The sequence below is a fragment of the Vibrio iocasae genome (assembly GCF_042245395.1).
Lineage (GTDB): Bacteria > Pseudomonadota > Gammaproteobacteria > Enterobacterales > Vibrionaceae > Vibrio > Vibrio iocasae.
Window position 1 is genome coordinate 255521 of sequence record NZ_CP145311.1, and the last position, 20800, is coordinate 276320.

30 protein-coding genes are annotated in these 20800 nt (G+C 44.6%); 20 read left to right on the forward strand and 10 right to left on the reverse strand.

Annotated elements, in window-relative coordinates:
• Window positions 1-134 precede the first annotated feature (134 nt).
• From rplN to rplQ, 17 genes are all read left to right on the forward strand, one after another.
• Window positions 135-506 (forward strand): 50S ribosomal protein L14, encoded by a 372-nt coding sequence (rplN, locus tag SNR28_RS10725; RefSeq protein WP_006075569.1) that lies wholly within the window; start codon window positions 135-137, stop codon window positions 504-506.
• 11 nt (window positions 507-517) lie between these two features.
• Window positions 518-835: a 50S ribosomal protein L24 gene (gene rplX, locus SNR28_RS10730; RefSeq protein ID WP_375752350.1), complete on the forward strand. Its 318-nt coding sequence runs from the start codon at window positions 518-520 to the stop codon at window positions 833-835.
• 24 nt (window positions 836-859) lie between these two features.
• Window positions 860-1399 carry a 50S ribosomal protein L5 gene (rplE, locus tag SNR28_RS10735; RefSeq protein ID WP_277825395.1) on the forward strand — a complete coding sequence of 180 codons (540 nt, stop codon included), beginning with the start codon at window positions 860-862 and terminating at the stop codon, window positions 1397-1399.
• 17 nt (window positions 1400-1416) lie between these two features.
• Window positions 1417-1722 carry a 30S ribosomal protein S14 gene (rpsN, locus tag SNR28_RS10740; RefSeq protein ID WP_277825397.1) on the forward strand — a complete coding sequence of 102 codons (306 nt, stop codon included), beginning with the start codon at window positions 1417-1419 and terminating at the stop codon, window positions 1720-1722.
• A 29-nt stretch (window positions 1723-1751) separates the two neighbouring features.
• On the forward strand, window positions 1752-2144 hold the full coding sequence (gene rpsH / locus SNR28_RS10745) for a 30S ribosomal protein S8 (protein ID WP_277825399.1): 393 nt from the start codon (window positions 1752-1754) through the stop codon (window positions 2142-2144).
• Window positions 2145-2156: 12 nt separating this feature from the next.
• Entirely contained in the window at window positions 2157-2690 is a 534-nt protein-coding gene (rplF, locus tag SNR28_RS10750; protein WP_375752353.1) for a 50S ribosomal protein L6, read from the forward strand.
• Between the two features lie 9 nt (window positions 2691-2699).
• Window positions 2700-3053: a 50S ribosomal protein L18 gene (gene rplR / locus SNR28_RS10755; RefSeq protein WP_375752355.1), complete on the forward strand. Its 354-nt coding sequence runs from the start codon at window positions 2700-2702 to the stop codon at window positions 3051-3053.
• Between the two features lie 15 nt (window positions 3054-3068).
• Complete coding sequence (gene rpsE / locus SNR28_RS10760; RefSeq protein ID WP_375752356.1) at window positions 3069-3575, forward strand: 30S ribosomal protein S5; 507 nt, start codon at window positions 3069-3071, stop codon at window positions 3573-3575.
• A 6-nt stretch (window positions 3576-3581) separates the two neighbouring features.
• The gene (gene rpmD / locus SNR28_RS10765; RefSeq protein ID WP_004398455.1) at window positions 3582-3758 is read left to right on the forward strand and encodes a 50S ribosomal protein L30; all 177 of its coding nucleotides are present in this window, start codon (window positions 3582-3584) and stop codon (window positions 3756-3758) included.
• Window positions 3759-3763: 5 nt separating this feature from the next.
• On the forward strand, window positions 3764-4198 hold the full coding sequence (gene rplO / locus SNR28_RS10770; protein WP_277825407.1) for a 50S ribosomal protein L15: 435 nt from the start codon (window positions 3764-3766) through the stop codon (window positions 4196-4198).
• A gap of 20 nt (window positions 4199-4218) precedes the next feature.
• Window positions 4219-5553, forward strand: a complete 1335-nt coding sequence (secY, locus tag SNR28_RS10775) for a preprotein translocase subunit SecY (protein WP_375752358.1) — start codon at window positions 4219-4221, stop codon at window positions 5551-5553.
• 46 nt (window positions 5554-5599) lie between these two features.
• Complete coding sequence (gene rpmJ / locus SNR28_RS10780) at window positions 5600-5713, forward strand: 50S ribosomal protein L36 (protein WP_039969906.1); 114 nt, start codon at window positions 5600-5602, stop codon at window positions 5711-5713.
• Window positions 5714-5861: 148 nt separating this feature from the next.
• Window positions 5862-6218, forward strand: coding sequence for a 30S ribosomal protein S13 (gene rpsM, locus SNR28_RS10785; protein ID WP_375752360.1), 357 nt, complete (start codon window positions 5862-5864; stop codon window positions 6216-6218).
• A 19-nt stretch (window positions 6219-6237) separates the two neighbouring features.
• Window positions 6238-6627 (forward strand): 30S ribosomal protein S11, encoded by a 390-nt coding sequence (gene rpsK / locus SNR28_RS10790; protein ID WP_004398450.1) that lies wholly within the window; start codon window positions 6238-6240, stop codon window positions 6625-6627.
• A gap of 32 nt (window positions 6628-6659) precedes the next feature.
• The gene (gene rpsD, locus SNR28_RS10795) at window positions 6660-7280 is read left to right on the forward strand and encodes a 30S ribosomal protein S4 (RefSeq protein ID WP_277825409.1); all 621 of its coding nucleotides are present in this window, start codon (window positions 6660-6662) and stop codon (window positions 7278-7280) included.
• A 24-nt stretch (window positions 7281-7304) separates the two neighbouring features.
• Window positions 7305-8297 (forward strand): DNA-directed RNA polymerase subunit alpha, encoded by a 993-nt coding sequence (locus tag SNR28_RS10800; RefSeq protein ID WP_275130922.1) that lies wholly within the window; start codon window positions 7305-7307, stop codon window positions 8295-8297.
• A gap of 26 nt (window positions 8298-8323) precedes the next feature.
• Window positions 8324-8704: a 50S ribosomal protein L17 gene (gene rplQ / locus SNR28_RS10805; protein ID WP_375752363.1), complete on the forward strand. Its 381-nt coding sequence runs from the start codon at window positions 8324-8326 to the stop codon at window positions 8702-8704.
• A gap of 347 nt (window positions 8705-9051) precedes the next feature.
• Here rplQ and SNR28_RS10810 read toward each other — a convergent pair whose 3' ends face one another.
• The 3 genes from SNR28_RS10810 to SNR28_RS10820 all read right to left on the reverse strand — a co-directional run bounded on the left by SNR28_RS10810 (window position 9052) and on the right by SNR28_RS10820 (window position 11702).
• The gene (locus SNR28_RS10810) at window positions 9052-10320 is read right to left on the reverse strand and encodes an O-acetylhomoserine aminocarboxypropyltransferase/cysteine synthase family protein (RefSeq protein WP_375752365.1); all 1269 of its coding nucleotides are present in this window, start codon (window positions 10318-10320) and stop codon (window positions 9052-9054) included.
• Between the two features lie 119 nt (window positions 10321-10439).
• Entirely contained in the window at window positions 10440-10952 is a 513-nt protein-coding gene (locus SNR28_RS10815; protein ID WP_375752367.1) for a DUF2780 domain-containing protein, read from the reverse strand.
• A 129-nt stretch (window positions 10953-11081) separates the two neighbouring features.
• The gene (locus SNR28_RS10820) at window positions 11082-11702 is read right to left on the reverse strand and encodes an FKBP-type peptidyl-prolyl cis-trans isomerase (RefSeq protein WP_375752369.1); all 621 of its coding nucleotides are present in this window, start codon (window positions 11700-11702) and stop codon (window positions 11082-11084) included.
• Window positions 11703-11925: 223 nt separating this feature from the next.
• Between SNR28_RS10820 and SNR28_RS10825 the strand changes: the two genes are divergently transcribed.
• Window positions 11926-12492 carry a LysM-like peptidoglycan-binding domain-containing protein gene (locus SNR28_RS10825; RefSeq protein ID WP_375752370.1) on the forward strand — a complete coding sequence of 189 codons (567 nt, stop codon included), beginning with the start codon at window positions 11926-11928 and terminating at the stop codon, window positions 12490-12492.
• On the opposite strand, the gene SNR28_RS10830 is transcribed toward SNR28_RS10825, so the two are convergent.
• The 4 genes from SNR28_RS10830 to SNR28_RS10845 all read right to left on the reverse strand — a co-directional run bounded on the left by SNR28_RS10830 (window position 12493) and on the right by SNR28_RS10845 (window position 16522).
• Window positions 12493-13359, reverse strand: coding sequence for a DMT family transporter (locus SNR28_RS10830; RefSeq protein WP_375752372.1), 867 nt, complete (start codon window positions 13357-13359; stop codon window positions 12493-12495). It lies immediately after the preceding gene.
• Window positions 13360-13368: 9 nt separating this feature from the next.
• On the reverse strand, window positions 13369-13821 hold the full coding sequence (locus tag SNR28_RS10835) for a GNAT family N-acetyltransferase (RefSeq protein ID WP_375752373.1): 453 nt from the start codon (window positions 13819-13821) through the stop codon (window positions 13369-13371).
• A gap of 73 nt (window positions 13822-13894) precedes the next feature.
• A complete protein-coding gene (locus SNR28_RS10840) occupies window positions 13895-14464 on the reverse strand; it encodes a Crp/Fnr family transcriptional regulator (protein ID WP_375752375.1) in 570 nt (189 codons plus the stop codon).
• A 96-nt stretch (window positions 14465-14560) separates the two neighbouring features.
• Window positions 14561-16522 carry a bifunctional 2',3'-cyclic-nucleotide 2'-phosphodiesterase/3'-nucleotidase gene (locus tag SNR28_RS10845; RefSeq protein ID WP_375752377.1) on the reverse strand — a complete coding sequence of 654 codons (1962 nt, stop codon included), beginning with the start codon at window positions 16520-16522 and terminating at the stop codon, window positions 14561-14563.
• A gap of 273 nt (window positions 16523-16795) precedes the next feature.
• Between SNR28_RS10845 and cobA the strand changes: the two genes are divergently transcribed.
• Window positions 16796-17671, forward strand: coding sequence for a uroporphyrinogen-III C-methyltransferase (cobA, locus tag SNR28_RS10850; RefSeq protein WP_375752378.1), 876 nt, complete (start codon window positions 16796-16798; stop codon window positions 17669-17671).
• On the opposite strand, the gene SNR28_RS10855 is transcribed toward cobA, so the two are convergent.
• Entirely contained in the window at window positions 17668-18576 is a 909-nt protein-coding gene (locus SNR28_RS10855; RefSeq protein ID WP_375752380.1) for a TIGR03899 family protein, read from the reverse strand. The two genes, cobA and SNR28_RS10855, sit on opposite strands and share 4 nt — an antisense overlap.
• Window positions 18577-18851: 275 nt before the next feature.
• Between SNR28_RS10855 and SNR28_RS10860 the strand changes: the two genes are divergently transcribed.
• Entirely contained in the window at window positions 18852-18974 is a 123-nt protein-coding gene (locus tag SNR28_RS10860) for a hypothetical protein (RefSeq protein ID WP_375754180.1), read from the forward strand.
• Window positions 18975-18994: 20 nt separating this feature from the next.
• Here SNR28_RS10860 and SNR28_RS10865 read toward each other — a convergent pair whose 3' ends face one another.
• The gene (locus SNR28_RS10865) at window positions 18995-19519 is read right to left on the reverse strand and encodes a DUF3299 domain-containing protein (RefSeq protein WP_375752382.1); all 525 of its coding nucleotides are present in this window, start codon (window positions 19517-19519) and stop codon (window positions 18995-18997) included.
• A 21-nt stretch (window positions 19520-19540) separates the two neighbouring features.
• Window positions 19541-20800, reverse strand: coding sequence for an ABC transporter permease (locus SNR28_RS10870; RefSeq protein WP_375752384.1), 1260 nt, complete (start codon window positions 20798-20800; stop codon window positions 19541-19543).

Below are 20800 nucleotides of genomic sequence, written 5' to 3' on the forward strand. Positions count from 1 at the left end.
GCCCCAAATTTTTTTTGGGGCCGCTTGTTTTTTGTCTACCCAATCACAAAAAAGGGTGGTACAATTCGCAGCCCTTATAAAGAGGCAGCCCGACCCGAGAGGGTCTAGTTTTTAATATTTAGCGGAGCACTAACATGATCCAAATGCAAAGTACACTTGACGCAGCAGATAACTCTGGCGCGCGCAAGGTAATGTGTATTAAGGTTCTGGGTGGCTCACACCGCCGTTATGCACATATCGGTGACATCATCAAAGTTACAGTTAAGGAAGCAATTCCTCGCGGTAAAGTTAAAAAAGGTGATGTTCTGAAGGCGGTAGTAGTGCGCACCCGTAAAGGCGTACGTCGCCCTGACGGTTCTGTCATTCGCTTCGACCGTAATGCTTGTGTATTGTTGAACGACACTACTGAGCAACCAGTCGGCACACGTATTTTTGGCCCAGTGACACGTGAACTTCGTAACGCGAAATTCATGAAGATTGTTTCACTGGCTCCAGAAGTTCTGTAAGGAGCACAATAATGGCAGCTAAAATCCGTCGTAATGACGAAGTAATCGTTCTTGCCGGTAAAGATAAAGGCAAGCGCGGTAAAGTAACTAAGGTTCTTTCTACCGGTAAAGTTATCGTTGAAGGTATCAACCTTGTGAAAAAACACCAGAAGCCTGTACCGGCAATGGGTGTACAAGGTGGCATCGTTGAACAAGAAGCAGCAATTGACGCTTCTAACGTTGCAATCTTTAACGCGGCTACTGGTAAAGCAGACCGTATCGGTTTCCGTTTCGAAGAAGGCAAAAAAGTGCGTTTCTTCAAATCAAACGGCGAAACTGTTTCTAACTAATAGAATGTAATTTGGAGTTCTACTATGGCGAAACTGCATGATTACTACAAGTCGTCTGTAGTGGCTGAGCTTACCAAAGAGTTCGGCTATACAAGCGTCATGCAAGTCCCTAGGATTGAAAAAATCACCCTAAACATGGGCGTTGGTGAAGCAATCAACGATAAGAAACTGCTAGAAAACGCAGCAGCTGATATGGCAACGATCTCTGGTCAGAAGCCACTTATCACTAAAGCGCGTAAATCTGTTGCAGGATTCAAAATTCGTGAAGGCTACCCAATTGGTTGTAAAGTAACCTTGCGTGGCGAACGTATGTGGGATTTTCTTGAGCGTCTGATTAATATCGCTCTTCCACGTGTACGTGACTTCCGTGGCGTTAGCGCTAAGTCTTTTGACGGACGCGGTAACTACAGCATGGGCGTTCGCGAGCAAATCATCTTTCCGGAAATCGACTACGATAAAGTCGATCGTGTGCGCGGTCTTGATATTACTATCACGACATCTGCTGCAAACGACGAGGAAGGCCGTGCTCTGCTGGCTGCCTTTAACTTCCCATTCCGTAAGTAAGGTGAAGGGTTACTGTTATGGCTAAACAATCAATGAAAGCACGTGAAGCAAAACGTGCAAAGCTAGTTGCTCGATTCGCTGAAAAGCGTTCAGCACTAAAAGCTATCATCAGCGATGTAAACGCATCTGAAGAAGATCGTTGGAATGCAGTTCTTAAATTGCAATCTCTTCCACGTGATTCGAGTGCATCACGTCAGCGCAACCGTTGCAACCAAACTGGTCGTCCACACGGTTACCTACGTAAGTTCGGTCTAAGCCGTATCAAAGTTCGTGAAGCTTGCATGAAAGGCGAGATTCCTGGACTTCGTAAGGCTAGCTGGTAATTGCCACTTAATCATTTGGAGAGAAATCTATGAGCATGCAAGATCCGATTTCGGATATGCTGACCCGCATTCGTAACGGTCAGTCAGCAAATAAAGTTGCTGTAAAAATGCCTTCTTCAAAGCTTAAAGTTGCAATTGCTACTTTGCTAAAAGCTGAAGGTTATATCGCTGACTTCGCTGTAGAAGGCGAAGCAAAACCAGAGCTAGAAGTTACACTTAAGTACTTCCAAGCTAAACCAGTAATCGAGCAAATCCAACGTGTTTCACGTCCTGGTCTGCGCGTCTATAAGAACAAAGACTCGCTACCTTCTGTGATGGGCGGTTTGGGTATTGCTGTAGTGTCCACTTCCAAAGGTCTTATGACCGATCGCGCTGCACGTAAAGCCGGTCTTGGTGGTGAAATCATCGCTTACGTAGCGTAATAGGAGTAGAAAATGTCTCGTGTTGCTAAAGCACCTGTCGCTATTCCAGCTGGCGTAGAGGTGAAACTAAACGGCCAAGAAATCACTGTAAAAGGTGCTAAAGGCGAACTATCTCGCGTTCTTAACGACGCAGTAGTTGTAGCTCAGGAAGAAAACAACCTAACGTTCGCACCTGTTGAAGGTGTTGCAAAGGCTAATGCTCAAGCAGGTACTGCTCGTGCACTAGTTAACAACATGGTTGTTGGTGTTACTCAAGGCTTTACTAAGAAGCTAATGCTTAAAGGTGTTGGTTACCGTGCTGCTATCAAAGGCAAAGCTGTATCACTAACTTTAGGCTTTTCTCACCCTGTTGAGCATGAGCTACCTGAAGGTATTAAGGCTGAATGTCCAAGCCAAACTGAAATCGTACTAACTGGTTGTGATAAGCAGCTTGTTGGTCAGGTTGCAGCTGACATTCGTTCTTACCGTGAACCTGAGCCGTACAAAGGCAAGGGTGTTCGTTACGCAGATGAACTTGTGCGTACTAAAGAAGCTAAGAAGAAGTAAGGTAACACTATGGATAAGAAAGCATCTCGCATCCGTCGTGCTACACGTGCACGTCGTAAGATTGCAGAACTTCGCGTTGAGCGCCTAGTTGTACACCGTACTCCACGTCATGTGTACGCTCAAGTAATCGCAGCGAACGGCTCTGAAGTAATCGCAGCCGCTTCTACTGTAGAGAAGGCGATCCGTGAAGAAGTTAAGAATACTGGTAACGTTGACGCTGCTAAAGCTGTAGGTAAAGCTATTGCTGAGCGCGCTATCGAAAAAGGCATCTCTAAAGTTGCATTCGATCGTTCTGGTTTCCAATACCACGGCCGCGTTGCTGCGCTAGCAGATTCTGCTCGCGAAGCTGGTCTGAAATTCTAAGGTAGGGTTTGGAAGATGGCTAAAGAACAAGCACAAGCACAAGCTACAGATTTGCAGGAAAAGCTAATCGCAGTTAACCGTGTTTCTAAAACGGTTAAAGGTGGTCGTATTTTCAGCTTTACTGCTCTGACAGTAGTTGGTGACGGTAATGGTCGTGTAGGTTTCGGTTACGGCAAAGCTCGTGAAGTACCTGCTGCGATCCAAAAAGCAATGGAAAAAGCGCGTCGTAACATGATTACTGTTGCGCTTAACGACGGTACTCTTCACCACGCGGTGAAAGGTCGTCACACTGGCTCTAAAGTTTACATGCAACCAGCTGCCGAAGGTACTGGTGTAATCGCAGGTGGTGCGATGCGTGCAGTACTTGAAGTTGCAGGTGTACACAACGTACTTGCGAAAGCATACGGTTCTACGAACCCAATTAACGTTGTACGCGCAACTATTGACGGTCTGAGCGGCATGAAGTCACCAGAAATGGTTGCAGCTAAACGTGGTCTAACTGTTGAAGCGATTTCGGAGTAAGAACACATGGCAACTATTAAAGTAACTCAAACTAAAAGCTCAATTGGTCGACTACCAAAGCACAAAGCTACTTTGCGTGGTCTAGGCCTTCGTCGCATCAACCACACTGTAGAACTTGAAGATACGCCATGTGTACGTGGCATGATCAACAAAGTTTACTACATGGTTAAAGTTGAGGAGTAATCAGAATGCGTTTGAATACTCTATCACCGGCTGCGGGTTCTAAGCCTTCTAAGAAGCGTTTAGGTCGTGGTATCGGTTCAGGCCTTGGTAAAACTGGTGGCCGTGGTCACAAGGGCCAAAAGTCACGCTCTGGCGGTAAAGTTCGTCCAGGTTTCGAAGGCGGTCAGATGCCTCTGAAACAGCGTCTACCTAAGTTCGGTTTCACTTCTCGTAAGAGCCTAGTGAGTGCTGAAGTTCGTCTAGCTGAGCTAGCGAAAGTAACAGGTGACGTGGTTGATCTAAACAGCCTTAAAGCTGCTAACGTAATCACTAAGAACATCGAGTTTGTAAAAGTTGTTCTTTCTGGCGAACTTAGCAAAGCTGTGACTGTTAAAGGTCTTCGCGTAACTAAAGGCGCTAAAGCTGCAATCGAAGCTGCAGGCGGTAAAATCGAGGAATAATCTCGAGGAACGAGGTACAGATGGCTAAGAAACCAGGACAAGATTTTAGAAGTGGACAGAGCGGCTTGGCTGAATTGAAGTCGCGTTTACTATTCGTAGTAATAGCGTTATTAGTATTCAGAGCTGGTTCTTTTGTACCGCTACCTGGTATTGACGCAGCTGTACTTGCCGATTTGTTCGAACAGCAAAAAGGCACCATTGTAGAAATGTTTAATATGTTCTCCGGTGGTGCTCTTGAGCGTGCATCTATATTAGCGTTGGGTATCATGCCGTATATTTCGGCATCGATCGTAGTCCAGCTGCTAACAGTAGTTCATCCAGCGTTAGCTGAACTCAAGAAAGAGGGTGAAGCAGGGCGTCGTAAGATCAGCCAATACACACGCTACGGCACGCTTGTGTTAGCAACATTCCAGGCAATTGGTATCGCAACAGGATTACCAAACATGGTCGACAATCTGGTTGTAATAGACCAAACCATGTTTACCCTGCTTGCAACCGTGAGTCTAGTAACCGGCACCATGTTCTTGATGTGGTTAGGTGAACAGATTACAGAGCGTGGAATTGGTAATGGTATCTCGCTAATTATTTTTGCAGGTATCGTTGCTGGATTGCCTTCAGCAATCGGACAAACAATCGAGCAAGCGCGTCAAGGTGAACTGCACGTACTTCTATTATTGCTAATTGCGGTACTATCTTTTGCTGTAATTTACTTCGTTGTTTTCATGGAACGTGGTCAACGTCGAATCGTTGTTAACTACGCGAAGCGTCAACAAGGTCGTAAAGTATTTGCAGCACAAAGTACTCATTTGCCACTTAAGATAAATATGGCAGGTGTAATACCAGCGATTTTTGCATCGAGCATTATTTTGTTCCCAGGAACACTAGCTCAGTGGTTTGGTCAAAATGGTGAGAGCAGCTCATTCGGTTGGTTAACTGATGTGTCTTTGGCTCTAAGCCCAGGTCAACCTCTGTATGTTATGCTTTATGCAGCAGCAATAATTTTCTTCTGTTTCTTCTATACTGCGTTGGTTTTCAACCCACGTGAAACAGCAGATAATTTGAAGAAGTCCGGCGCGTTCGTACCCGGCATCCGCCCAGGTGAGCAGACAGCGAAATATATCGATAAAGTAATGACTAGACTTACCCTAGCAGGTGCTCTATATATTACCTTTATCTGTCTGATTCCCGAGTTCATGATGGTCATGTGGAACGTACGTTTCTATTTTGGCGGTACATCACTACTAATCGTAGTTGTTGTAATTATGGACTTTATGGCACAGGTACAGACTCATCTGATGTCACAACAGTATGATTCTGTGTTGAAAAAAGCGAATCTGAAAGGCTATGGCCGCTAATTTAGCGGTTGTAGTTTGATAAGATTCCCATTTACGGAGTTTAGCAATGAAAGTTCGTGCTTCCGTTAAAAAAATCTGCCGTAACTGCAAAATCATCAAGCGCAACGGTGTTGTTCGCGTGATCTGCAGTGAGCCAAAGCACAAGCAGCGCCAAGGCTAATTAAGCAGAAATTTTTACTTGAAATTATGAGGTTGGTCGAGTATATTGCTCGGCCTACCTTTTGCGTGCAAAAGAAGTAGTATGCCGCAGCGTATCCTCTACGGGCTTTGCTGCGGATAATTCTTTATATAAGTACTAGGAGTGAATAGTGGCCCGTATAGCAGGCATTAACATTCCTGATCAGAAACACTCTGTAATCGCACTTACTGCGATTTACGGTATCGGTAAAACTCGTGCTAAAGCTATCCTAGCTGAAGTGGGTATTGCTGAAAGTGTTAAGATCAGTGAACTAACTGAAGAGCAGATTGATCAACTGCGTGATGGTGTAGCTAAATACACTGTAGAAGGTGATCTTCGTCGTGAAGTGTCAATGAACATCAAGCGTCTTATGGACCTTGGCTGTTACCGTGGCCTTCGTCATCGTCGCAGTCTACCTCTACGTGGACAGCGTACTAAAACCAACGCTCGCACCCGTAAGGGTCCGCGCAAGCCGATCAAGAAATAGTCGGGAGAGGTAAAGTACAATGGCTAAACAACCAACTCGCGCTCGTAAGCGCGTACGCAAGCAAGTAGCAGATGGCGTAGCGCACATCCATGCTTCTTTCAATAACACAATCGTTACGATTACAGACCGTCAAGGTAACGCACTAGCTTGGGCTACTGCAGGCGGTTCAGGTTTCCGTGGTTCTCGTAAGTCTACTCCGTTCGCAGCACAGGTTGCAGCAGAACGCGCAGGCGAAATGGCTAAAGAATATGGCCTGAAGAATCTGGAAGTTATGGTTAAGGGCCCTGGTCCTGGTCGTGAGTCTACTATCCGTGCTCTAAACGCAGCTGGATACCGCATCACAAACATCGTTGATGCAACTCCGATCCCTCATAACGGTTGTCGTCCACCTAAGAAACGTCGCGTGTAACGTTTCGTTTCTAGGATAATTGGAGAAGAAACATGGCAAGATATTTGGGTCCTAAGCTGAAGCTTAGTCGCCGCGAAGGTACTGACTTATTCCTTAAGTCTGGTGTTCGCGCGATCGATACCAAGTGTAAAATCGATAACGCTCCAGGCGTACACGGTGCTCGTAAAGGCCGTCTGTCTGAATATGGCGTTCAGCTTCGTGAGAAGCAAAAAGTTCGTCGTATCTACGGCGTTCTAGAAAAACAATTCCGTAACTACTACAAAGAAGCTGCTCGCCTTAAGGGCAACACAGGTGAAAACCTTCTTCAGCTTCTTGAAGGTCGTCTTGATAACGTAGTTTACCGCATGGGCTTTGGCGCAACTCGCGCAGAAGCACGTCAGCTAGTTAGCCACAAAGCTATCCTAGTAAACGGTAAAGTTGTAAACGTTCCTTCATTCAAAGTTGCGGCTAACGACGTTGTTTCAATTCGCGAGAAAGCTAAAACGCAAGCTCGTATTAAAGCGGCTCTAGAAGTTGCTGAACAACGCGAAAAACCAACTTGGATTGAAGTAGATGGTGGCAAGATGGAAGGTACATTCAAGCGTATGCCTGAGCGTTCTGATCTATCAGCTGACATCAACGAACACCTGATCGTCGAGCTTTACTCTAAGTAAGGTTTAAACTAAAGAGAGGACACAATGCAGGGTTCTGTAACAGAATTTCTTAAGCCACGTCTTGTTGACATCGAACAGATCAACACGACACATGCGAAAGTAACTCTTGAGCCGTTAGAGCGTGGCTTCGGTCATACTCTAGGTAACGCGCTTCGTCGTATTCTTCTATCTTCTATGCCGGGTTGTGCCGTAACAGAAGTTGAGATTGAAGGCGTATTGCACGAGTACAGCACAAAGGAAGGTGTACAGGAAGATATTCTTGAAATCCTTCTAAACCTTAAAGGTTTGGCAGTACGCGTTGCAGAAGGCAAAGATGAAGTGTTTATTACACTGAACAAATCAGGCTCAGGCCCTGTTGTTGCAGGTGACATCACCCATGATGGTGATGTAGAGATCGCTAACCCTGAACACGTTATTTGTCATCTAACTGATGACAACGCTGAGATCGCTATGCGCATCAAAGTAGAGCGTGGTCGTGGTTATGTTCCGTCTTCTGCTCGTATCCATACTGAAGAAGATGAGCGTCCAATCGGTCGTCTACTTGTAGATGCAACTTACAGCCCAGTAGACAAAATTGCCTACTCTGTAGAAGCAGCTCGTGTAGAACAGCGTACTGACCTGGACAAGCTTGTTATCGATATGGAAACGAATGGTACTCTGGAACCTGAGGAAGCTATCCGTCGCGCAGCTACTATTCTAGCTGAGCAGTTGGATGCATTCGTAGATCTTCGTGATGTACGTGTTCCTGAGGAGAAGGAAGAGAAGCCAGAATTCGATCCGATCCTACTGCGTCCTGTAGACGATCTTGAACTAACAGTTCGCTCTGCTAACTGTTTGAAAGCAGAAGCGATTCACTACATCGGTGATCTTGTACAGCGTACTGAAGTGGAGCTTCTTAAGACTCCTAACCTTGGTAAGAAATCTCTTACTGAGATCAAGGACGTTCTTGCTTCACGCGGTCTTTCTCTTGGCATGCGCCTTGAAAATTGGCCACCAGCGTCAATCGCTGAAGATTAATCGATACTAGTTAGAAGGATTAGGTCATGCGCCATCGTAAGAGTGGTCGTCAACTCAACCGCAACAGCAGTCATCGCAAAGCGATGTTCAGCAATATGGCTAGCTCTCTTGTACGTCACGAAGTTATCAAAACTACCGTGCCAAAAGCAAAAGAACTACGCCGCGTAATTGAGCCTTTGATTACACTAGCTAAGACAGACAGTGTTGCTAACCGTCGTCTAGCATTTGCTCGTACTCGTGATAACGAAGTAGTAGCAAAACTATTTAACGAACTAGGTCCACGTTTCGCTAGCCGTCAAGGTGGCTACACTCGCATTTTGAAGTGTGGTTTCCGTGCTGGTGATAAAGCTCCAATGGCTTACATTGAGCTTGTAGATCGCCCAGAAGCTGAAGAAGCTGCTGAGTAATCAGTTCGAAAAAATGAAAAAGCCGAGCATTAGCTCGGCTTTTTTGTATCTTGAATTCTGTATCAAAGGACTACCAGGTATGCTCTATTCCATGAAGCCACTTTGTATTAGCGATTTTGTTCACGGCTAGTTTCTACTAGCATGTTCACTCCATAGAGCACACCTAGCAGCCCACCATTATTTGATACATCCCATTGCGTCAAACGCGTCATTCCGCTAGCCGCGCGCCTGCGAAGGCAGGAATCTTGTTTATGTGAATGGCAGAAGTCACTTTGGGAAAGGTTCAAACCCCCGTTCTCCCAGACCCCACAGGACGAAGTCCGTCCCGAGGGTCTAGAGCCGAAGAATTAAGCTTTAAGAGCCTGATCCAAATCTTCCAAGATATCGTCAATATGCTCGATACCAACAGACAGACGAATCATCTCCGGAGTAACCCCCGCTTGTTTCTGTTCGGCTTCGTCTAGCTGGCGGTGTGTAGTAGAAGCTGGGTGACAAGCTAGTGATTTAGCGTCACCAATATTAACTAGACGCTTAAATATTTGCAGAGCGTCATAGAAACGAACACCAGCTTCATAACCATCTTTCAGACCGAATGAAAGAATAGAAGACGGTTTACCTTTCATATATTTCTGCGCCAATGGGTAGAAATCGGAATCTTCCAGGCCCGCATAGCTAACCCAGCTTACTTTCTCATGGTTCTGCAGGAACTCCGCAACTTTCATTGCGTTCTCACAGTGCCTTTCCATACGAAGAGAGAGTGTTTCCAGACCATTCAAAAGCATAAATGCGTTCATTGGAGACAATGCTGAACCCGTATTACGAAGAGGTACTGTACGAGCACGACCGATAAATGCAGCTTCGCCGAATGCTTCTGCATAAACAACACCATGGTACGATGGTTCTGGTTCATTAAACTCTGGGAAGCGTTCTTTATGTTCTGCCCATGGGAACTTTCCTGAATCAATGATCATGCCACCCAAGCTTGTACCGTGTCCGCCAACGTATTTTGTAAGCGAGTGAACCACGATGTCAGCACCAAATTCTATGGGCTTACAAACTGCCGGGGTTGCTACTGTGTTGTCGACCACAACAGGTACACCTTGAGCGTGAGCCAGATCAGCAACTTTTTCTAGATCAATGATGTTACCTGCCGGGTTACCGATAGACTCGCAGTAAACTGCTTTAGTTTTTTCATCGATAAGTTCTGCCAGGCTTTCTGGTTTGTCATCTTTTGCGAAACGTACTTCGATACCCATGTTCGGGAACATGTGCGCAAATAGCGTATAAGTTCCACCGTACAGCTGAGGAGTTGATACGATATTGTCGCCAGCTTTGGCAAGAGTCAGAATCGCATAGTGAATTGCGGAACTACCAGCGCTCACTGCTAATCCTGCTATACCGCCTTCAAGTGCAGCCATACGTTTCTCTAGAACGTCATTTGTCGGGTTCATGATACGGGTATAGATATTGCCCGGAACTTCCAGGTTAAACAGGTCAGCACCGTGTTGAGCATTATCAAACTCGTAAGCAACAGTCTGATAGATTGGTGTTGCTACTGATTTGGTTGTTGGGTCTGTCTCGTAACCATAGTGGATGGAAAGGGTTTCGTCTTTCATTCTTATTTTCTCGTCCATGTGTTGTGTTTGATAAAACAGAATGGCACAAAACCAGCGAGATAGACAAGTATAAGAAAGGCGGTATTTAACCGCCTTTATAGATAATGTGCCTTCTAACTTTATTTTGTTCCCCACAGGGAACTCAGGGAACCTAATAACCCTGAAGAAGCGCCCTGACCTGTAAGGTATTGCAAAATGATGGGAGCAAATTGGCTAACCATAGAAGCATCTAATCCAAGCGCGCCGAATACATCGTTAACAGCGCCCATATTATTTGCCATGCTCATCAAGCCGGGTGCTGATTCTTGCAACGAGCTTAACCCAGGGATTAGGTTGGATAACTCACTCGCGTTAGAACCGGACAAAGAGTTTGAGGCAAGGGCTAATAGTGCTCCAGCGCCTCCAGTTGCCTGTTCGGGAGTGACACTAAGTTGGCTGGTTAAGGCATCAACAATTGGAGAATTCTCCTGCGCTTGAACTTGCCCGGAAAGAGATTGGGCCATTGAGGTGAGAGCTCCTACATCTAATTTGCTATCTGAGTCCGAAGAGCCTCCAAGACTCTTGAGAAAAGCGTGGCTGGGCATAGATGCGATTAAGGTGAGAGCGAGCAGAGATACTTTTATTGTTTTCATAATCATTCCTTGAAGCTTATTGTTTTGCGAACGCAACGTTAGTCAAAACCTAGTTTAAGCGACAAGGAACAAAAAAAGCGATGCACAGGCATCGCTTATTCAATAGTTGTTCGTATATGAGACGAGATATTAAAGAATATCTAGTAGCTCAACTTCGAATACTAGAGCTGCATATGGAGGGATAGCTGCACCAGCGCCACGCTCACCGTATGCTAGATCTTGTGGGATGTATAGTTTCCACTTAGAACCAACAGGCATTAGTTGAAGTGCTTCAACCCAGCCTTTGATTACGCCAGTTACAGGGAATTCAGCTGGCTGGCCACGAGATACAGAGCTGTCGAATACAGTGCCATCTGTTAGCTCACCGTGATAGTGAACACGTACTTGCTTGTCTGAAGTTGGGATTTCACCAGTACCTTCAGTGATTACTTCGTACTGAAGACCAGATTCAAGAACAGTAACTTCTGAGCGTAGAGCGTTGTCTTTCAGGAACGCTTCACCGTCAGCTGCTGCAGCTTTTGCTGCTTCTGCACGTACAGCTTCAGCACGCTGGTGTAGTTCTTGTAGAGCTTTGTTGATTTCGTCTACTTCGATTTCTGGCATGTCGCCAGTCAATGCAGTTGCGATACCTTTAGCAATAGCGTCAACATTAAGGCCTTCCAGACCACTTCCTGCAAGCTGCTGGCCCATCTGCAGACCAATACCGTAGCTAGCTTTTTGCTCTACAGTTTCTAGTTTGATGTCAGACATTGTGTCTCTCTTTATTTTGGTAAATAAAGGCAGAAGGATATCAGTATTAGTAGGGTGAAGAAACCTTAGTACCCAAGATAGTGAGATAAACACGGCATCATCGAAAAGAATCGTTACAAAAGTCAGATTAATGTCTGAATTGGTATATTTCCTATATTCTTTTCTCAGGAAAATTTATAATCTTGAGTATCTGTATTTGCGGATTATCTAAGGACTTAATGGCATGGGCCGTCGTAACAGGAAGAAAAAGCAGATATCTTTTCTCGACGCTATGAAAGCACACTTATCTTCAATTAATTTTGATAAAGACAGGCTACTTTCGTATTGGCAGGTATTGCCTCCGTTTCATCAAAAAGCATTGAAGGTGTTAGTGCCTTTATTTGCTATTTTGCTGATCATTCCCGTTCCTGATTCCGACAACGAAGTTAAGCCTACTGTCAAAACAGGGGAACCACAACGTGTTGAAGTTGGTGTTAATACGACAGGCCTGAGTGAACAGGGCGGTGAGAAGCAAGTCGTTGTTCAAACAGCCGACTGGCAAGAATACATTGTTCAGTCTGGAGATACTTTATCTAAGGTATTCAGAAGCAATGAACTTCCTATTACTGACCTGAATGCTCTAGTGGCTATTGAGGGATTAGATAAGCCATTAAGCAAGATAAAACAGGGACAGTTAATCCGTTTCAAACGCACCCCTGAAGGCGGTCTGGATATTCTTCAACTGGAGAAAAAAGGAACGTCAGTGATGTTTTTCCGTTTGTCTGATGGTGGTTTTGGCAGAAGTAAGTAACTACTTCTGCTTTACTGTTTTCAACTTGGGTGTTTGTTGTTTATAGATGATTGGTACAACGATCATCCCAATACCAATTGCTGTCAGCCAGTTAGGCACTTCATCGAACCAGATAACTCCGAACAGAGTGACAAAAATCAATCCGCTGTACTCAACTAAAGCGACTTGATTCGCTTCCGATTTTTTATACGCATAGACAGCTAACCCGTTATACCCAAGTATGGCGATTGAGCTGAATACGATCCATATTAGCTCCTCAGAATGAATGTTTTGCCAAACCGTTGCTGCCAGAAATGCTGATACTGGGAGTGAAAACACACTAGTCCAGAATAGCGTGTGTATGACGGATGTTTTCGTTGGAATCTTTTTAACTAGGATATGGAAGACAGCGAGCGTTATTGCTGTTCCTAGAGCAAACAACGCTGCCCAGTGAAACTGAGATGGACGCAATACAATCAGCACTCCGATGAACCCTATTACAGTTGCTATTATCTTCTCTTTTTTTGGTGTTTCCTTGAGAATCCAAACTGAAAGCGGGAGCATCAACAAGGGAGCTGCATAGAATACAGCGTTGGCTGTTGCCAGTGGCAAGTGTGTAATGGCGACAACCATACATGCCGCACCAATAAGAATGAGCTGCCCCCGGATAAAGTTTATCTTAGCGTTAGATAGATGCTCGCTGAGCGTTTTTTTTCCCGAAAACCTTAGATAAATAGGGGTAAGAACTAAAAATGCGACTAGCTGACGAATAAATACGTACTGAAACGAAGGGATGGCTCCATCCAGCAACTTGACCGCTACATCTGAAAGAGAGGCGAGTAAGTTGCCGAAGACCAGAGCTAATACAGCTAAGATGTATGTATTCAATGTAAGTACTTACTTAGCAAGGCGCATGTCAACATGTGGGATATCGTCTTCCAAATAACTTTCACTATAGGTTACAAATCCATACTGTTGATAGAAGGCTTGAAGGTGTTCCTGAGCCTGAATATCGATGCTTTCTCCAGGCCAGACAGACTCACAGTATTCTAAGGCCACCCTCATTAACTCATGACCTAAGCCGTTTCCTCGAGCTTCTTTTTTAGTCGCAATTCTACCAATAGATACATGTTCGAAACTAATGCCCTTTTTTAACAGTCGAGCACAAGCGACAAGTTCTCCACTCTGATATCCAAGTAACTGATATACGCCTTCTTTAAGGTCCTTGTTATCAAGCTCTGGGTATGGACAGGTTTGTTCGACTACGAAAATATCAACTCGTAATCGAAGTAACTCATACAATTGGTGTGTGGTGAGTTGGTCAAAAGTGAAAAGCTTCCATTCTGTCATTGTTTTTCTGAACCTGATTGTTGTCTGAAGGCTTAAAATTAACAATGAAACTCGCTGAAAGCATTAACTTTTGTTAATTCTTCTCTTTGATTCGGCCTTTAATTCGGCACAAGCTTACAGGGGTGATTCCTAAGTATGCTGCAATCTGGTTGTCGCTTAGACGCGTTTCCAGGTCGGGATAGCTTTGACAGAAGAGTTCGTAACGTTCCTGAGGCGTGTAAAGCAGCATAAAGCGTTCTTTATTCTCTTTGTGCATGAGCTGAGTTTCCAGCAACTTCAGATAAAGAGGGTTGTTCTGAGTTCGCCAGTGTTTCAGAGAGTCAAAGGGAATACAAAGCAGCATTGCTGGCGTGAGGGTTTCTAGTAAAAATGGGGAAGGAGAGTCGTTAATAAGGCTCTCAAATCCGATAACCCAATCCTGTTCCCAGTAGAACTCTTTGCTGAACTGTTTGCCATCGTTGGTTAAGTAGCTGGCGTGACAAAGGCCTTCCAGAACAAAATAAAAATGGGTAGGTGTATCCCCTTGATTGACCAAAATATGGCGTGTAGGAAGATCGAGAGGTGTTACCAGCTCAGAAAGCTCTTCTATTTCATTCGTGGTGAAGTTGTGGCTTTCAAGTTGCTCAAGGAATGCTTTGTTCATTTGTTTCGTTCAAAAAAATGCCGTACTCATAGAGTACGGCATTTTATACTTTACGTCATTCTTGCGCTGTGTCGAAACACCCGCAAGCGTAAGCAGTTACTTCTGCAGGTCGATTTGGTAAACCGCAAAGCCTACCTCATCAGTCGCTACTTGCTTCATAGGATATTGCGCTTTGTCTTTAACAAACTTAGCTGCTTTCTCACTTGGTGAAGTTTCGAAGCGGATATCCAGTTTCTTATCAGACATAATAGGAGCGAATGACCAGTTATTATCCGCACTTGGTGTTACTTCACCTTTCTCTTTACTTACTTCAGAGATGTAAGCAGCAAGAATACTGCGGTTTTCATCTGGCGCGTCAAACGCAATGAACTCAGAACCAGTACCAGCGAACTTCGCACCGTATGCACGGTAGTTGTTACTTGCGATGATGAAGTCCTGCTTCAGATCGACAGGCTTACCATTGTAAGTCAGGTTCACGATACGTGATGAGTCTGGGTTAATAACTTTACAGCTACCGTCGTATTTAGGTGGTTGAGTTACGTCAATCTGGTACTCAACGCCATCAATCACGTCGAAGTTATAAGTACGGAAGTCGTCCCACTCTAATAGCGACTGAGGAGCAGTGCTGTTTACGTCGATCTGTTTAAACTGACCAGCAGAACACTCAAGCCACTCTTTCACTTCGTTACCTGTTACTTTCAGAGCAACAAGCGTGTTTGGATACAGGTAAAGGTCCGCTGCGTTACGGAAAGTTAGCTGACCAGATTCTACTTCTGTATAGCCAGAAGGATCGTTCTTACGGCCACCCGCTTTAAATGGCGCTGCTGCTGAAACAACCGGGATGCCATCTAGATCAGGGTCACCTTGAATGAACTTCTCTACATAGGCTTTTTGTGCCGCGTTCACGATCTGGATAGTTGGATCGTCCTGTACAAGTGCCAGGTAGCTGTACATTACGTCGTTTGCTTTACCGATAGGCTGGTTAACAAAGTCACGAGTAGCGTCATGATCCGCTTTCAGTGCTTTGTCCATATCCATATCAACTGCTGCCAGGGACTTCTTGTTCGCACGGTCATAAATAGGGCGAGCTTCTGCTTTACCAGAAACCACTTCCCACTCATCACCTTGCTTCTCAAGAACAAGATCCATTACACCTACGTGACTACCCCAGCGGCCAGGCATAACAGCTGTAACGCCATTGATTGTACCGTTCTTGTTGTCTACGCCTTGAATGCCGTCAAAGCCTTTGCCCGGGAATACAGAGTGAGCGTGACCGAATGCGATTGCATCAATACCTTCAACTTCTGAAAGGTAGAAAGTCGAGTTCTCAGCACCTTTTTTGTAAGGGTCAGAAGAGAAGCCTGAGTGAGGGATAGCGACGATAACGTCAGCACCTTCCTGCTTCATCTGTGGAACCAGCTTTTCTGCTGTTTCTTTGATATCTTCCGCGTACACCTTACCTTCAAGGTTCTTCTTATCCCAGGTCATGATTTGCGGTGGTGTAAAGCCAATGTAGCCTACTTTGATTACGTGGATCTTACCGTCAGTATCGGCAACGCGAGTCTCTTTAATCAGGTATGGCTTGAATAGGTGCTCACCTGTTTCTTTGATATAAACGTTCGCGTTTACATATGGGAAATCAGCATCATTCAGTGATTCAGCAAGGAACTCAAGACCATAGTTAAACTCATGGTTACCGATGTTGGCTACATCGTAATCCAACTGGTTCATTGCTTTATAAACAGGGTGTACTTCATTTGGCTCAATACCTTTTGAGGCCATGTAATCACCCATAGGGCTACCCTGAATAAGGTCTCCGTTATCAACAATGACGCTGTTTGCTGCTTCTGCCTGTGCTTGTTTAACCAGAGTTGCCGCGCGTGTCAGACCAATTTTCTTTGACGCTCTGTCTTTGTAGTAGTCATAAGCCATGACGTTAGCGTGGATATCAGTGGTCTCGATAATTCGTAGGTTTACTGTTTCTGCTAGTGCAGAACCAGACATAGCTAGCATGCCAGTAATAACCGCTGCAGCTATAGGGGAAGTTCTGGTTTTCATCTGTTTCTCCAGTCCATGTGGGGTTGTTTCTTGTTGACTTTATCAGTTTTTTTGTAGTTATTTGTTTTTAATTTGTATTAATGCTCACTTTTTAACAATCAATACTCAATTCTGTTAACGTAATCGATAATATCTCAGTGTAGCCTCTTTATCTCCGTGTGATTTAGTCACAACTTATATTTCTTTTTGGAATAAAAAATTAATTATAGAACTTTATAGTAATAAAAAGAGAAGGGCATAATGCTCTCAGACTTATTATCCAGAGGCACTCCAATGGCAACTACCGTATCCTTGAATGAAGTCAATATCGGCAAGCCTAGACTGATATATGACAGTCATGCCCCAGTTTTGAATAAAAGTAAATTTAGAGCCGGAGAAGTTGCGCTAATAGGTGCTGGTCCTGGAGATCCAGAGTTACTTACTATCAAGGCTCTGAACTTTCTCCAGCAAGCCGATGTGGTTTTATACGATTATTTGGTCTCGGATGAAATAATGTCTCTGGTCCCGTCTGAAACTATTCTCGTGTGTGTGGGAAAAAGGGCAGGGCATCATAGCGTCCCTCAAGAGAAAACAAACAAACTGCTTGTTGATTTTGCAAAGCAAGGGTACAGAGTGGTCCGAATAAAAGGTGGTGATCCTTTTGTGTTTGGTCGGGGTGGCGAAGAGCTGGAAACTCTGTTTGATGCTGGTGTTTCGTTTCAGGTTATTCCGGGAATAACCGCTGCTGCAGGCGCAACTGCTTATGCAGGCATTCCACTCACGCACAGGGATTACGCTCAATCTGCATTGTTTGTCACTGGTCATCTGAAAGATGAGGCTAATAATCTGGATTGGTCTACACTCGCTCGAGGAAATCAAACGCTGGTTATCTATATGGGGCTGATGAAGTCACAGTATATTCAGCAACAACTCATTGAGTATGGACGAAGTAGTGATACGCCCGTAGCTATTGTTGAGCGTGGCACTCAAAGCACCCAAAAGGTGCTAAAGGGGAGTTTGTCAGATTTATCAGAGCTGGCTAAGAATGCGGAATCACCCGCTCTGATAGTTGTCGGTGAAGTTGTCAAACTGTCGGATAAGCTAGCCTGGTTTCAGGGAGAGCAGAACCATCCCAATGATCAGAGTGAAAGAGCCTCACTTAGTGCTTAAACGACTTGATCGACGGAGTTTCCTTTTGCGGCCTCTGTTTGAACAGTAAACTTCTGGCTAAGTAAGCCAACAAGTTGGTCGTAATACTGCATGTTAGGTTTGTTGCCTAGTAGCTTACATAACTCATTGCCTACGGGACTGAAGCGATAGTAAATCAGCCTCGAACCTTTGCCCATTGGCTGTAGAGATATCACCTTACCCTGATAGTTAAGGGTAAGTGCCGGATCAAATTCGATCTCTCCCGACTCCAGTTCTGTTCCCAGAATTAATCCTAATTCAATCAGATGCAACAAGCTGGAGTACGGAAGTTTGTAATTTCCCAGGTTAACCGTATTGGTTTTGTCTCTGCGGTTGAAGCTGAAAATACCTGCTTGAGTACGAAATCCCAGAAGTAGTTTTTTAGAGTTGTCAGCACCGAAGCTGCACGCCAGTGATGCTGCTCTTTGAAGGTTTTGGGCTTCCTTTGGCGTCATATCCTTGAGAGCCTGAAGTGCCTTCATCGAAGTGGAACCCGGGTTGGTTATCTCAAGCTTTAACACTTGAGCCCATAGCCTTTGCATTGAGCTGTTGTGGATATCCTGAGCCATATCGAAGAAACGGTACAACCAGTCCTGATCTGGATCTCCGGCCGTTTCGTCTTTGCAGAAGGTGTGGGAGTACTTAACAATTTGTTCCAGGTTTTTTTGTCTCTGTTCCTGGCGTCTTTTCTCGCGGTTGATCGCACGATCAAGTAGCGTTTTGTTGTTGTCTTTACTTGGCTGCAACATGGCATCCAACCCAAACGTTTGAGCAATATTAATTACTCTGCTTGCGCTGTCTTTTATCGAGCTTTTTCTTCCTGAATAACTGTTTTGATTCTGTGAACCATTTTGTTCGATGGTAACAGGTGCTCTTTTCTCAGCCATGCGTTCTCTATTCCTATCCCACTGTTGTAACAGAGAATGTAACCAGAATTAAAAGTATTTACCACAAGAGAGAAAATAATCGTGACCGATTATCAGAAAAAATAGATAAAGAGTTCCCTGAGGTTATGCAACAGATGTTAATTTCTCTAATTAATGTTTAACTAAATATAAACTTGTCATTAATCAATAATGTAAATGGCAAATGGCACTAAAATCTAGGGCGTTCATTCGCAAAGTGTAATTTTTCTGATATTATTGATAACAGGATGTTAAAAATGTTAAGTGAAAGCATTATGGAACAACGTGAAGAGAGTAGATTGAAGAAGCAGATTTCAATCGCGTTGCTGGCAGTGGTTTATGTTGGCGTGCTCGCTTATCTATCAAACTATATCGTGTAACAGATAAGCGATAATAAAACTTACATATCGTCGTAATCTTCCAGTGCGACCCCTTCGATTACGTAACCTGCTTCAGCCGCAAACTCATCATTGAAAACTGTCTCTGTCTTAAGTGTCCCAACGATATAAACAACATCCCAAAGCTGTGTTACTGGTGCTCCGTCTTTGAATCTTACATAGATAATCTGGTTCGCTGGTGGTGGTGGAACATGAATACACGCACCGAGAAATGGCACCAATAAAAACTCTGTTACCAGATCGGCCGTTCCTTCAAGAGGTATAACAAAACCAGGAATCTTCACCTGGCTACCGTTCAGTTCTTGCCGAACCGTACCAAGCTCTTGTTGTTCTGCGGCTAGCCCGCTGTGATCCATGACTGGCATGCCCATATTGTTGAACATGTTTCGTTCTTTTTCGGGAATGAGATCCAGCCAGTCCAGTTCCAGTATTTCTTCTGTATTTGCTGAAGTTGCATCATTTGCTGCAGCGAATGATGGGAATGCTATTGTTAGCATCAACCCAAGTATAAACACCAACTTTTTCATCTTAATCCTAGTTTGAAACTGTTAAATTCTAATCGTCATACCATCCGAAAGTGACTGTCGGTATGCTCTGAACGCGGGTATGAAACCAATTAATATCCCTGCCAGTTGAACCAACCCTAGCAGCATCCATTCGTAGCTGCTGATCGGCGATAGTACGATACTGATTCCATACAACTGCTGTAAGACAGGTTGAATGACAGCTAGCAACGCGTATAGGAGCATAACGCCCAGAGTTATACCGGCAAAAGTCAGAAGGCTTGCTTCGCTGACCAGTAATACAAAAATATGTCTGGGTCTGGCTCCCATAGCTCTCAGTATTGCCATCTCTCGGCGTCTTTCCTGGAGGCTTGTCAGAAGACTGCTCAGCATTCCAAGCAACCCAGCTACAACGACAAACACCGATACTGCCATCAATGCTTGTTCAGCAACCGACATCATACCCCACAACTCATGTAGAGCGATTCCCGGTAAAATAGCACTTAACGGTTCCTTTCTATAGGTATTTATCTCTCTTTGTAATCTAAAGGTATGAATCTTTGATTTTAACCCAAGCATAAAAGCGGTGATCTGCTGGGGATGAAAGTCTCTTTGTTGTAAAACTTCTGCGGTAGGCAAGTTGCCCATATTTGTACCAGTTTCCCAACCTACATGGATAGCTTCTATTGCTTCAAGCGATACGTGAACGGTTTTATCTACTGGAGTTCCTGTTGGTGCCAATATCCCGACTACGGTAAACGGTAAAGTATCGTGGCGGCTAAAGCTAACGTCACTGATTCCGTGAGCGATGATAATTTCGGTTCCAATTTCATACCCCAGCTCTTTAGCAACATCAGAACCAAGCACTGTTTCAAACAGGCCATCAAACTCATGTCCCTGAGCAAGCTCCAGAGGCTGTTTTTGACCGTATTTGAAATGCTCAAAGTAATCCTGATTGGTGCCCATAACACGAAAGCCTTTGTGTGAATCACCAAGCGAAATTGGAATGGCCCATTTTACGGATCGGTCATTGCTGAACTCTTCAAAGCTTTTCCAGTCAATATTGGCTGTCGCATTTCCTATTCTAAATACTGAGTAAAGAAGGAGATTAACCGAACCAGAGCGTGCTCCGACGATTAAGTCAGTACCTGATATTGTGTTAGCGAAGCTCTCTTTTGCCTGGGTGCGGATTCTTTCCACCCCCATAAGCAATACAACTGAGATAGCGACGGTAAGAATGGTAAGCACTGCGGTTGCTTTTCGGTTTAGTAAGCTCTTCCAGGCCAGATGTGCAGTTGCTTTCAC

Coding starts and splice junctions, on each gene's coding strand:
- SNR28_RS10855 (WP_375752380.1), bottom strand. CDS start 18,576: ATGGCTGAGAAAAGAGCACCTGTTACCATCGAACAAAATGGTTCACAG.
- rplO (WP_277825407.1), top strand. CDS start 3,764: ATGCGTTTGAATACTCTATCACCGGCTGCGGGTTCTAAGCCTTCTAAG.
- SNR28_RS10810 (WP_375752365.1), bottom strand. CDS start 10,320: ATGAAAGACGAAACCCTTTCCATCCACTATGGTTACGAGACAGACCCA.
- SNR28_RS10860 (WP_375754180.1), top strand. CDS start 18,852: ATGTTAAGTGAAAGCATTATGGAACAACGTGAAGAGAGTAGATTGAAG.
- SNR28_RS10820 (WP_375752369.1), bottom strand. CDS start 11,702: ATGTCTGACATCAAACTAGAAACTGTAGAGCAAAAAGCTAGCTACGGT.
- SNR28_RS10840 (WP_375752375.1), bottom strand. CDS start 14,464: ATGAACAAAGCATTCCTTGAGCAACTTGAAAGCCACAACTTCACCACG.
- rpsD (WP_277825409.1), top strand. CDS start 6,660: ATGGCAAGATATTTGGGTCCTAAGCTGAAGCTTAGTCGCCGCGAAGGT.
- SNR28_RS10845 (WP_375752377.1), bottom strand. CDS start 16,522: ATGAAAACCAGAACTTCCCCTATAGCTGCAGCGGTTATTACTGGCATG.
- rpsN (WP_277825397.1), top strand. CDS start 1,417: ATGGCTAAACAATCAATGAAAGCACGTGAAGCAAAACGTGCAAAGCTA.
- rpsH (WP_277825399.1), top strand. CDS start 1,752: ATGAGCATGCAAGATCCGATTTCGGATATGCTGACCCGCATTCGTAAC.
- SNR28_RS10815 (WP_375752367.1), bottom strand. CDS start 10,952: ATGAAAACAATAAAAGTATCTCTGCTCGCTCTCACCTTAATCGCATCT.
- rpsK (WP_004398450.1), top strand. CDS start 6,238: ATGGCTAAACAACCAACTCGCGCTCGTAAGCGCGTACGCAAGCAAGTA.
- SNR28_RS10825 (WP_375752370.1), top strand. CDS start 11,926: ATGGGCCGTCGTAACAGGAAGAAAAAGCAGATATCTTTTCTCGACGCT.
- rpsE (WP_375752356.1), top strand. CDS start 3,069: ATGGCTAAAGAACAAGCACAAGCACAAGCTACAGATTTGCAGGAAAAG.
- rplE (WP_277825395.1), top strand. CDS start 860: ATGGCGAAACTGCATGATTACTACAAGTCGTCTGTAGTGGCTGAGCTT.
- SNR28_RS10865 (WP_375752382.1), bottom strand. CDS start 19,519: ATGAAAAAGTTGGTGTTTATACTTGGGTTGATGCTAACAATAGCATTC.
- rpmJ (WP_039969906.1), top strand. CDS start 5,600: ATGAAAGTTCGTGCTTCCGTTAAAAAAATCTGCCGTAACTGCAAAATC.
- rplF (WP_375752353.1), top strand. CDS start 2,157: ATGTCTCGTGTTGCTAAAGCACCTGTCGCTATTCCAGCTGGCGTAGAG.
- cobA (WP_375752378.1), top strand. CDS start 16,796: ATGGCAACTACCGTATCCTTGAATGAAGTCAATATCGGCAAGCCTAGA.
- SNR28_RS10800 (WP_275130922.1), top strand. CDS start 7,305: ATGCAGGGTTCTGTAACAGAATTTCTTAAGCCACGTCTTGTTGACATC.
- rplQ (WP_375752363.1), top strand. CDS start 8,324: ATGCGCCATCGTAAGAGTGGTCGTCAACTCAACCGCAACAGCAGTCAT.
- SNR28_RS10835 (WP_375752373.1), bottom strand. CDS start 13,821: ATGACAGAATGGAAGCTTTTCACTTTTGACCAACTCACCACACACCAA.
- secY (WP_375752358.1), top strand. CDS start 4,219: ATGGCTAAGAAACCAGGACAAGATTTTAGAAGTGGACAGAGCGGCTTG.
- rplX (WP_375752350.1), top strand. CDS start 518: ATGGCAGCTAAAATCCGTCGTAATGACGAAGTAATCGTTCTTGCCGGT.
- rplN (WP_006075569.1), top strand. CDS start 135: ATGATCCAAATGCAAAGTACACTTGACGCAGCAGATAACTCTGGCGCG.
- rplR (WP_375752355.1), top strand. CDS start 2,700: ATGGATAAGAAAGCATCTCGCATCCGTCGTGCTACACGTGCACGTCGT.
- rpmD (WP_004398455.1), top strand. CDS start 3,582: ATGGCAACTATTAAAGTAACTCAAACTAAAAGCTCAATTGGTCGACTA.